7 protein-coding genes are annotated in these 12,257 nt (G+C 33.7%); 5 read left to right on the forward strand and 2 right to left on the reverse strand.

The window, feature by feature from the left end:
• Window positions 1–50 precede the first annotated feature (50 nt).
• Both IWX84_RS09305 and IWX84_RS09310 read right to left on the reverse strand, forming a co-directional pair.
• On the reverse strand, window positions 51–6,068 hold the full coding sequence (locus tag IWX84_RS09305) for a PAS domain S-box protein (RefSeq protein WP_196850470.1): 6,018 nt from the start codon (window positions 6,066–6,068) through the stop codon (window positions 51–53).
• Window positions 6,069–6,563: 495 nt separating this feature from the next.
• Entirely contained in the window at window positions 6,564–8,720 is a 2,157-nt protein-coding gene (locus IWX84_RS09310; RefSeq protein WP_196850471.1) for a catalase, read from the reverse strand.
• A 448-nt stretch (window positions 8,721–9,168) separates the two neighbouring features.
• Here IWX84_RS09310 and IWX84_RS09315 point away from each other — a divergent pair, with 448 nt between their 5' ends.
• From IWX84_RS09315 to IWX84_RS09335, 5 genes are all read left to right on the forward strand, one after another.
• Window positions 9,169–9,600: a DoxX family membrane protein gene (locus tag IWX84_RS09315; RefSeq protein WP_196850472.1), complete on the forward strand. Its 432-nt coding sequence runs from the start codon at window positions 9,169–9,171 to the stop codon at window positions 9,598–9,600.
• Window positions 9,600–10,058, forward strand: a complete 459-nt coding sequence (locus IWX84_RS09320) for a MarR family winged helix-turn-helix transcriptional regulator (protein WP_196850473.1) — start codon at window positions 9,600–9,602, stop codon at window positions 10,056–10,058. The genes IWX84_RS09315 and IWX84_RS09320 overlap by 1 nt, the downstream gene beginning before the upstream one ends.
• Window positions 10,059–10,084: 26 nt before the next feature.
• Window positions 10,085–10,717: a nitroreductase family protein gene (locus IWX84_RS09325; protein ID WP_196850474.1), complete on the forward strand. Its 633-nt coding sequence runs from the start codon at window positions 10,085–10,087 to the stop codon at window positions 10,715–10,717.
• Between the two features lie 435 nt (window positions 10,718–11,152).
• Entirely contained in the window at window positions 11,153–11,608 is a 456-nt protein-coding gene (locus IWX84_RS09330; protein WP_196850475.1) for a MarR family winged helix-turn-helix transcriptional regulator, read from the forward strand.
• An 8-nt stretch (window positions 11,609–11,616) separates the two neighbouring features.
• Complete coding sequence (locus IWX84_RS09335) at window positions 11,617–12,249, forward strand: NAD(P)H-dependent oxidoreductase (RefSeq protein ID WP_196850476.1); 633 nt, start codon at window positions 11,617–11,619, stop codon at window positions 12,247–12,249.
• The last annotated feature ends 8 nt before the right edge of the window (window positions 12,250–12,257 follow it).

Here is a 12,257-nt window from a genome sequence, read left to right on the forward strand (position 1 = left end):
TCGATTTATTTTATTTTAAAAAATTGCTTTCAAAGGCTTATTACAAGAAATCATTTATCCAACCACTTGTGTAAAATGTTTTCTAAATCAGTTTGAATAATTGGCTTTGATAAATAATCATCCATTCCTGCTTCTAGACATTTTTCTTTATCGCCCATCATTATTCCCGCTGTTATCGCTACAATAGGCGTTTTAACAACATCTTCTAATTCTCTTATTTCTTGAGTGGCTTCGTAGCCGTTTTTATTTGGCATTTGTATGTCCATTAATATAACATCCGGTTTCTCCATATTATATTTTTCTAAAGCTTCATTTCCATCTTTGGCTTCAAAAATAATACAGTTTGAAATTATTTTTTTTACAAGTGTTTTAGCCAAAAGCATGTTGATTTTATTATCCTCAACAATTAAAACTTTTTTATTGGTAAGAATTTCATAGGAAATTGCAGTTTCCTCTGCATTTGCATTTATTTCTTCAAGCGGCATTTGTTTTTTTTCTTTAGGCTTTCTAAATTTAATCTCAAAGAAAAAATCGCTACCATCTCCATATTTACTGATTAACTGCAGTTTGCTGTTCATTAAGGCCAAAAGCTGATTTGAAATCGCTAACCCTAATCCGGTTCCACCAAATTTTCGATTGGTAGAGTTATCTTCTTGCACGAAAGAATTAAATATTTTTTCATTATTATTTGTTTTAATACCAATTCCAGTATCCTTCACAGAAAACTTCAGGGTGGTCCATTTTTTTTCCGCAGCAGCGATTTCGTTTATATCTAGCTGTATTTGACCAAAGCTTGTAAACTTTACGGCATTACTCAATAGATTTACCAATATCTGTTTTAACCTAATTGAATCCGCTAGAATACATTTTGGAACATTGCTATCAATATTTAGCGACAAGACTATGTTTTTTTGATTGGCTTGGAATTTAAATAAATCTATAACCTGATGAGTCATATCAAAAATGTCTATTTCTTCAATATGCAATTCTAAATTTCCCGATTCAATTTTAGAAAAATCCAAAACATCATTAACAAGATGCATTAATGTTGTAGCGGATTCATTGACTGTAGACATATATTCCAACTGATTTTTTTCCAGATCTGATTTCATTAACAAATGAGTAAACCCAATTATTCCGTTTAATGGAGTTCGAATTTCGTGACTCATATTGGCTAGGAAATCTGTTTTCGCTTTATTAGCGGCTTCTGCTTGTTCTTTGGATTTTAACAATTCAATGTCCATCAATTTTCGCCCAGTAATATCAATATAACTAATCACAATTTCAGTAATTTCATCTTTGCTGTTGTAAACAGGAAAACCATTGCCTAAAAGCCAAATTATATCATTACATAGAGGTCGATTGACACCAAGTGTAATGTTTTTAATTGATTTCCCAGTACTAATAATTTGATTTACTGGATAGTTTTCTACCTGCATTGCAGAATTATCTTCATTTAAAAATCTCCATTCGGGATCAATCGCATTTCTCCCCAACATTTGATTCACACTTAAACCAAATAATTCTGATGCTTTCATATTGCTTATAATTATTGAAGTATCAGGCTTATGCACAACAATCGCCGCATCAAGATTTTGTAACAGACCGCGATATCTTTCCTCACTTTTCTGTAGTGCATCATCCACAAGTTTAACATTAGTGATGTCACGTGAAAGACATATAAAATGCGTATCATGTTCGGCAGTTTCTTTCATCGGAGCTATGGAAAGTTCGTACCAACGCAGTTCCTTTTGTTTAACTAAAACATACTGGCGTCCTGTTGAAAATCCTTTTTCCGCTGCTTCTTGGATTGCTAAGTAGGCTAAATTAGCAGCATCCGCTGGTAATATTTCTGAAATTTTCTTGCCAATAAATCGATCAGATGGACTTAAAAGTTGATCTTTTCCATGCGAATGATAGTTGTAAATGGTTCCGTCTAAACCTACTTCAATCATTAAATCAGGAATAGCATTAATTATTGCCTGCATTTTTTTATTGGTTTTCTTGAGTTGTTCTTCCGCTTTTTTGCGTTCACTTACGTCTCTAACTATTGCAACAATACGTCCATCAACAAGCATTTTAGCAGAAATTTCTACGGGTATCAACGATTGATCTTTTCGCAACATATTCCGTTCAATTGAAGTTTTTTGTCCCCCGAGTAATTCTTCTCGCATTATTGGCCGAATTGCAATCTCAAAATCAGTATATAGATCTGTTATATTTTTTGTACAAAGTTCTTCTTTGGTATAACCAAGCATAGCACAAGCGCTTTCATTCACTTCCAATAAATCACCTGAAACATCATTAATAAAAATAGCATCTGAAGCCTGTTCAACAAGACTTCTATATTTCTCTTCACTGTTGATTAATAACTCTTTAACATTATTTAATTCGGTAATTTCAGTCATTGCTCCGTTTAAACGAATTGCTTTTCCAGATTCATCTCTGGATATTATTCCTCGATCGTAAAATATTCCATAACTGCCATCCGATTTTTGAAAACGAAATTCATCGGACCATAAATCTGAAGTTCCAGCATAAGAATCATCCAAATTTTTTATAACCCGTTCCCTATCATCAGGGTGAACTCTTGATCGCCATATAGCACTGTTGTTTTGACCATCTGACAAACTGCTTCCAAAGCCTAAAAGATCAGCAAAAGCTTGATTGTTCCAACTTTCTCTAGTAACTATATCGTATTCAAATACCGCATCATTAGTGGCGCGTGAAATCATTTCAAATCGTTCGTTGGCAATTTTTATTTTTTCCTCCGCTTTTTTAATGTCAGAAAGATCAAAACCCATTCCTAAGAGGCATTTATTTTCTTTATACGCAAAAGCAAGGGAATTAATATAATATGGAATTTTATCTTTGTTTTTTGTAAATAATTCGACTTCTATTCCTTGTGATTTTTTTTCAAATACGGTCTTTATTCTTGTTTTTATTTTTTCTTTAAAATCCTCATCATAAAAATCAACCGGCTCCATTTGAGCTATTTCTCCTGTTGTATAGCCAGTAATGGTCTCTAAATTTTTATTCCACTTCACAAATTTTCCACATTCATCATACAAATAAAAAATACCGGGAAGGTTATTGATTATTATTTCCGATAGTTGTTTCTCGTTTAAAATTGCATCTTCAGCAATCTTGCGTTCCGTTATATCAGTGGTTGTGCCAATATAACCCACAATTTGATTTTCTAAGTTTCGCTCTGGAATAGCCTGACTCATTGCCCAGACGATGGTACCATCTGGACGAACAAAACGATATTCTGACTCAGAGATTTCCTGATGTGAGGTAGCATTCTCCCAGCTTTTAATTAATGCTATTTTGTCTTCGGTATGGACCGCATCCATCCAACCATTTCCTAGAGCTTCCAGACGGGATAGGCCCGACATTTTGCACCAACGAGGATTAACATAAGTGGTACTACCCGATGCATCAGTTCGAAATATCCCCACTGGAGATAGCTCAGTTAGGGTATGATACCGTTGTTCGCTTTCAAAAACTGCTTGCTCTGCTTTTTTTCTCAAAGACTCTTTTTCAAAAATTTCCATTGCAAAGACAACATCATTAGTTGCTTCTTCTAATAACGCAATTTCCTTTTCATCAAAAAAGTTTTTCTCACTGGCATAAAAAGCAAAAATTCCAATTACTTTTCCGAATTTTTCTATTGGAAGTGTCATTAAAGAGAGAAAACCCCGCTCTAAAGCTTCTTCCTTCCATGGTTTCATCATTAAATCGTTTTCAACATCATTGCAAACAATATATCTGCGTTCTCTTATCGCAGTGGCACTTGGACCTCTACCTTCTGGGAAATCGTCATCAATAGAAATAGTTTTTATTGTAGAAAGATACCCGCGATCTTCACCTGCACTTATAACTGGAATAACTTTTTTAGTAGCTTCATCTACAATTCCAATCCATGCCATTCTAAACTTACCTACGTTTACAGCAATCTCACAAGCCTCTCTGAACAGTGTTTGCTCATCAGTAGTACGAACAATCGTCTGGTTGATTTGACTGATAAAAAAATAAAGTCGATTCGCTTTTTCAATTTTATGTTCAGCTTCTATTCTCTTAGTAACATCGCTGATAATTCCATGACAAATTACTGTTCCTCCAGATTCAAGGACCGGTAATGCGTTTAATTCATGCCAAACCAATCCTTTTATTGGATGAAAATAGCGATATTCCACTTTAAGAGGAGCTAACTTCGACTTGGTTTTTTCTATGCTACTCATCACTTTCCCCAAATCATCTGAATGAATTAAGGCGAAAATTTTATTCGCATCATTCTCAATATCTTCATAAGTAAATCCGCAAATTTCTTCAATTGCATGACTGGCATAAGGATAAGATAATGAACCGTCTTTATTTTGACGCATGGAATAAATTACTCCAGGCGAAGTAGCCGCAATTTTAGCAAATTTATCTTTTTCATTTAGTAATATTTCATTGGCTATTTTACTATCGGTGACATCTCTTAAATTAGCAATAATACCTTGCACACCGCTATGCTCAATCAAATTATTCAGTACACCTTCCAGCCAGATATAATTTCCCTTTTTATGTTTTACCTGAAACAAAACTGGATTTGATTTTCCAGGATTATCCAATGTTATTTGCATAATCTGTTCCATATATTCAATATAATCTGGATGAAAATAGTCCTTATTAGAAATTTCTCTTAATTCTTCATGTGAATATCCAGTAATTCTAGCCGAAGAAGGACTGCGAAAAACAGTATTTAAATTTTCGTCCAATAAGGTGATTATACTGTCATTATTTTCTACCAATGCACGAAAACGTTTTTCGTTTTTTTCTATTATAAAATCTACTTTTTTACTTTCTGTTATATCTTTTACAAATGCAATAAAACGATTCTCAGAAAGTTTCACTGCATCAACAAAAACATTTACGATTTCGCCATTTTTATTTAACGTTACAAGCTCTCCTTTTAAGCTGCCCGTCGACAAAAGAATTTTGAATTGTTGATTAGAATTCTCAAGTGATTCTGACGTTGATAAATCACCAAATTTCATTAATTGCAATTCTTCTTTTGAATAACCCGTTATGGAACATGCAGCAGGATTGACTTCTAAAAAATTTCCGTTTTTATCCACAACAAAAACTCCGTCAGGTGCATTTTCTATATAATTTTTAAATTTAGCGTTACTTTTTTCTTCAATTAATTTGGCATTAAGAACGATTTCAACTTGCTCTTTGGCTCTTAAAGCTTCTTCGTTTTGCTTTTTTAAGGTAATATCTTGAGTGTTTCCTCTAAGGACAATAACTTTTCCATTAGTATCTAATACCGGAATAACAATTACATTTAGCCATTTAATTCTTTTGTCCGCAAATACGACACGCTGCTCATACTCAAATCGTTTTTTATCAAATAAAGACTGTTTAATTTTACTTTGAAATACAGCAACATCCTCCTTCGTAAAACGACTTAAATAAAGCTCAAATAAATTTTGCTTCGGTTTTTTTTCAATTTCACAAATAGAAAACAATTCCTGAGACCAAATCATTTTTTTATTAATCAAATTAAATTCCCAACTTCCAATCTTAGCAATCCTTTGCGAAACATTTAAAAGATTTTCGCTCGATAGTAAATTTTCCTGAGCTTGTCTTATTTCAGTAATATCTCTCCCTATTCCATAAATAAGGTTCATCGACGGATTTACGCTGCTAGTCCACTGAATAATAACAGTTTCTCCATTTTTTTTTAAATATCTATTTTCAAAATTTAATGATGTTACACCTTTAGATAATCTTTCGACTTCAGCATCAGTATTTTTTACATCTTCGGGGTGAATGAATGTAACAAAAGGATTGTTAAGTAATTTCTGCTTTGAATATCCCAATTTATGTACAAAAGCTGGATTTATTTCTTTGAAATAACCATCAGTACCTAATATACAGAGTAAATCTTCCGATTCTTTGATGTAGAATTCAAAATTGGATAGTTTATGCCCTTTGGTCGCTAATCGAATTATTTCTAATTCTTGCTCGTGCGTTTTTTTGAGTAACTCGTCGTACGTTGGTCTGGCTTCTTTCATACCCATAAAATTCAAATAATTAGCAATAAATCTGATGTAAAGTCTAAATATAATAAAATAAAAACAACAAATATAATTAGACACATTATTATTAGAAAATACAATCCAAGCGATAAAGTGATTTGACGATGCTATTTCGGCTTAAACACTTTTTTAATTTAACACAAACAATATAATTAGAGAAAAAATAAAGAAAACAAACGAAAATAAATTTTCAGCCCAGATTGGGTTGGTAAAATGAAACTCCGCACCTTTAAAATTTCGCTACAAACAACTCCAAGTTTCATATATTAATTCGTTAATTGTAAATCACCAAACACAAAAAGAAAAATTATCCATGAAATAAGTCCATTTAACAAATATTTTTAGACAAGGACTAAGCACATTAAAAAACATCACTTTAACTATTTTTCAGTATCATAAATAAAAAAACCGAAATTTTCATTTCGGTTTTTTCTCGACTGTATAGTTAGGTTTTAAATTAAAAAAAATCCATTATAGCTCTTCCTCACGATCCCAAAAACGATGTTTGCCCATAGCGTCTATAAAAGAAGTTGTAAAGGTTTTGTCTGGATTTTTTGAATTTAAAATAATTCCATTTTCACCATCTTTCAAATCCAATTTATCTTTTACATTCGTATTGATAAAAATATCAGATTCATCAGCGCCAATAACTTTACAATGTTTGTAGGATTCGTTTATAAATTCAATCACTGCTGCATTGGAATTCATGAATTTAGCATTTTTTCCTGCTGGAATATATACCGCATCAAATAAAACTGAGGAGGCAATCAGAAAACTTTGATCCACTTTGACTTCACTACCATCATTCGTTTTTATATGTCCTAAATGTGGTGCGATAATTTTTATGCTTGCGCCTTCTTTTTCCAACGCGGCTTTCAAAGCATTGACAGAAGACCTTTCAACTCCCTCTGAACATAAAAACGCCACTTGTCTTGTCGCAATCGTTTTGGATAGTGTTTTGTTTTTAAGCATACTTAACGCATCGGAGGATTTCACGCTTTGTATCACTTTTTTAGGTTCATATTTCATTTTGTCCGCATTTGCACCCACTCCATGATTTATTGGTTTTGCTGGACTTTTTGGGACTTTCAGTCCTAAACCGTGTGCTACTTTATCCGCCAGTGTTGTATCTATTTGAGATAATAATCCCAGCATTCGGGTTTGAATAGCTATCGTTTCTAGTTTACCCAGCTCAAAACGCAAGGCAGTTATAATATGACTCTTTTCTGTTTGAGTCTGACTGTTAAAGAATAAAGTCGCCTGACTGAAATGATCGGAAAAACTTTCGCTACGGTCACGCACTTTTTGGGCATCTATTCTTTCATTAAAACTAGCAAAACCACCTTCTTCAATTTTTGCTTGAAAAGGACAGCCACCACCTAAAGAGTTTGGGTGGTAACTAACTCTACCTACATTAATTTCCTGGCGCATGTGTCCGTCACGCTGATTATTGTGCATTGGGGCAATGGTTCTATTGATTGGAATTTCATGAAAATTTGGACTGCCTAAACGCGATAATTGCGTGTCTGTATAAGAAAACAAACGTCCCTGCAATAAGGGGTCGTTCGTGAAATCAATTCCGGGAACAATATGTCCAGGATGAAAAGCCACTTGTTCGGTCTCGGCAAAAAAGTTATCCGGATTGCGGTTGAGCACCATTTTCCCTATAATAGTAACCGGAACTAATTCTTCGGGCACGAGCTTAGTGGGATCTAATAAATCAAAATCAAATTTGTGTTCATCGGCATCTGGTATGATTTGCACTCCTAATTCCCACTCGGGAAATTGTCCGTTTTCGATGGCTTCCCATAGGTCCTGACGATGGAAATCTGAATTTTTTCCTGATATTTTTTGGGCCTCATCCCAAAGCACTGCATGTGTTCCTAATTTTGGTTTCCAATGGAATTTAACAAAATGAGATTCGTTTTTTTTATTTATAAAGCGGAAAGTATGCACCCCAAAACCTTCCATCATTCGCAAACTTCTCGGAATTGCTCTATCGGACATCACCCACATGATGGTATGCATCGTCTCTGGCATTAGGGAAATGAAATCCCAAAAAGTATCGTGTGCAGAAGCAGCCTGTGGCATTTCATTATTAGGTTCTGGTTTAACGGCATGGATTAAATCAGGAAACTTAATGGCATCTTGAATAAAAAATACCGGTACGTTATTTCCAACTAAATCATAATTGCCTTGCTCTGTGTAAAATTTTACCGAAAATCCTCTAATATCTCTTGCTAAATCTGTAGAGCCTCTAAATCCCGCAACCGTAGAAAAACGGGTGAAAACCGGAGTTTTAATGCTTGGATCTTGCAGAAACCCTGCTTTAGTATATTTCTCCATAGATTCGTAAACCTGAAAATAGCCGTGTGCTGCTGAACCTCGAGCATGCACGATTCTTTCCGGGATTCTTTCATGGTCAAAGTGAGTAATTTTTTCTCGTAAAATAAAATCTTCCAGTAACGAAGGTCCACGTTCACCAACCTTAAGCGAATTATTATCATCGTTTATTTTAAGACCCTGATCAGTCGTCATAAACTGATTGTTGGCATCGGATCTATTAAATTCTAAATCGAGATTTTTCTGGTTTTCAGAATCGTCTACATGTTTTTTTTCTTTTTTCATTTCTGTAGTTTTTACAATTTCTAAATTCTTAAAATTTTACTGTTCAGAATATTTTTTTTTATTTTTTTTAAAAAAAAACTAAATTTACAAAACATATATGACTGTTTCACATAACATTACAATTTTACTTCAAAATTATTTGAAGAATTTGGTCGGGGCACTTTTCAAATAAAAATTATTAAAAATGTACTTGCAAATCTGAAGGCTCCCGCACAAATCCTTTCTTCTGGAAATCGTAATTCCATAACCATGAACTGTCCAACGATATTGCTTTTTTAAATGGCTCCCGACTTTGCCCACATAAAAATAGACAACACAAACTACCCAACCTACAATAATCACTTCATTAATTAAATACACAATGTTTTCCTAATAAATTCTCCACTACAAAACAATTGATTACATTTGTATCGCACACGACATAAATAAATACAATTAAAAAAAAAAGATGATAAAATCCGTAGAAACCACATTGACACAAAACATTTTCAGAATTCTATTGTCCATTTTCATGGTCTTTGCCGGATTCAGCCATCTAACTTTTAATAGAGTTGAGTTTCAGGCACAAGTACCAGATTGGATTCCGTTAAGTAAAGACTTGGTAGTAGTATTATCAGGTATAGTAGAAATCTCGTTGGGTCTAGGTTTAGCTTTTTGGAAAAAGGAACGAGCATTATTTGGTTGGGCATTGGCACTGTTTTTCGTTTTAGTGTTCCCTGGCAATGTTGCGCAATACTTAGGCCACAAAGATGCTTTTGGCGCTTTAGATTCAGATAACGCGCGTTTAATACGTCTGTTTTTTCAACCTGTTCTTATTGTTTGGGCATTATGGTCAGCAGGTTCTTATAAAGCTTGGAAAAACAGTGAAATAGAAGACTAATGGAAGACGCTCAATTAAAATTAAGCAACCAAATTTGCTTTCCCATCTATTCCGCATCTCGTCTAATCACGAAGGCCTATAAACCTTATTTAGACGAAATGGGTCTTACGTATCCACAATATTTGGTACTGATGGTCTTATGGGAAAACGATGGTCTTTCTGTAAATCAGATTACCGAGAAACTACTCCTGAACACCAATACCCTTTCACCTTTGCTGCAACGCATGGAGAAAATGGGGTTGTTACAACGGAATCGTTCCATTAAAGATGAACGAAGTGTTATTGTACAGCTTACCGAAAAAGGAAGGAATTTGAAAACCCAGGCGAAGCCCATTCCAGAAAAACTCATCAAAATATTACTGACTGAAAATATCAAGGTATCGGATGTCCTTCAGTTAAAAGAAATGCTGAATGAATGGATTAAAATACTCACAGAAGAGAGCAAAGATTTAGAATAAACATAAAAAAAGTTAAAACAATTGACATGGAATTATTAGACAAATTAAAGTGGAGATACGCTGCTAAAGCAATGAATGGCAAAAAAGTGCCACAAGAAAAAATTGACAACATCATTGAAGCGATATCACTTGCTCCAACCTCAAGTGGTCTGCAACCGTTTGAGATTATTGTAATCACAAATCAAGAAGTAAAAGAAAAAATCAGACCTATTGCTTGGAATCAATCCGTAATCACTGATTGTTCCCATTTATTTGTATTTGCAGCTTGGGACACTTATACTGCGGACCGAATTAACAAAATGTTTGATTTAACAAATGCAATTCGTGGCTTTAAAAACGAAGGATGGGAAAATTACCGTCAAATGTTGTTAAGCAGTTATCCGCAAAAAGACGCGGAAGAAAACTTTAACCATGCCGCTAAACAAGCGTACATTGCCTTTTCGCAAGCCATTGCCGCTGCAGCTTTCGAAGGAGTCGACAGTACGCCTTTGGAAGGTTTTGATGCTGCTTCATTGGATGAAATATTAGGATTAAGAGCCAAAGGACTTAGAAGCTGCGTGATGCTTCCTGTGGGTTATAGAGACAGTGAAAACGATTGGTTAGTAGATCTTGCTAAAGTGAGAAAAAGTAAAGAAGATTTAGTCACTGTAATTGATTAAAAGCAGTAGCTTACTTTTTATAAGCAAAAGCGGTTTGGGTAAACACTCAAACCGCTTTTTTTTAATTCCTATGAGTGTACCAGCTAAATTAAATTGTTAAACATCTCAAGTCAATCGCAGAAATAATTTTTAGGAAAGCTACTACCAAATCAATTGAATGCTCATCTATTGAGTACATAGATACAAAATAAATCGGAGATTTTCCCTCTCCGAAAGGACAAGTTTACATGTAAATAAAACTTCTGCTGTAAAACTATTGCTAATGCCAAAAGTACAACAAGGAAACTTTTTTTAAACCGTATAATTCTAATAAACAATACTTTAAAATACATTTTATGAAATTAAAATAAAAATATTAACAAAATAATAACTAACACTTGTATATACAAATAAAAAAAGTGTTACATTTGTACCAACAAATAAAACTTTGTTGGTATGAAAATTGAAGAAATTATAAAAAGTACAGCTCCATTAAACATTTCGACACGAACTGTTTTGAATGTAATGTACACTCAAAATGTAATTACAGATAATTTTAATGAAATCCTGAAGCCTTTTGATCTTTCTGGAGAACAATATAATGTTTTACGAATTTTAAGAGGTCAAAAAGGATGTCCAGCGAATATGTGCGTCATTCAAGAACGCATGCTAGCCCGAACCAGCAATACGACGAGATTAGTGGATAAATTATTATTAAAAAATCTTGTGACAAGGAATGTTTGTCCTGAAAACAGAAGAAAAATTGAGGTATTGATTACTCAAAAAGGATTAGATATTCTAAAAGAATTAGACCCTAAAGTAACAGATCACGAACAATTTTTTTCAAAAAATTTAAGGCCAGAAGAATTAGAACAATTAAATCATTTATTAGAAAAATACAGAAATAAATAACAATCATTATGAGTACATTTTTAGAACACCAAAACTGGAGATACGCAACAAAGAAATTTGATGCTACAAAAAAAATTTCAACAGAAGATTTAAACACATTAAAAGAAGCCATTCGTTTAAGTACTTCTTCTTTTGGATTGCAACCATACAAGGTTATCATCGTTGAAAATCCTGAACTAAGAGCACAATTGCAACAAGCTTCTTGGGGACAATCACAAGTAGTTGATGCTTCCCATCTATTTATTTTTGCTAACCAAATTAACATAGGTGATGCTGAAGTTGATGCTTATGTAAAAAATACTAGTATTGTTAGAGAATTACCAATCGATGCTTTAGCAGGTTTTGGTGATTATATGAAAGGATATATCAAACCGTTAACGGAAGACGCAAAAAACATTTGGACTTCAAAACAAACTTATCTTGCGATGGGTAATTTATTGAATGCCGCTGCCGAATTAAAAATTGACGTTACCCCAATGGAAGGTTTTGTTCCAGCGCAAGTAAATGAAATTTTAGGATTAGACAAACTAGGTCTTAACGCTTCTCTTATCGCCACTTTGGGTTACAGACACGCAGAAGATGCGTCGCAACATTACAAAAAAGTTAGAAAATCAAACGAAGAATTATTTATCACATTATAATTATTAAT

The sequence above is a fragment of the Flavobacterium sp. CG_9.10 genome, from assembly GCF_015752245.1.
In the GTDB taxonomy this organism is placed as follows: domain Bacteria; phylum Bacteroidota; class Bacteroidia; order Flavobacteriales; family Flavobacteriaceae; genus Flavobacterium.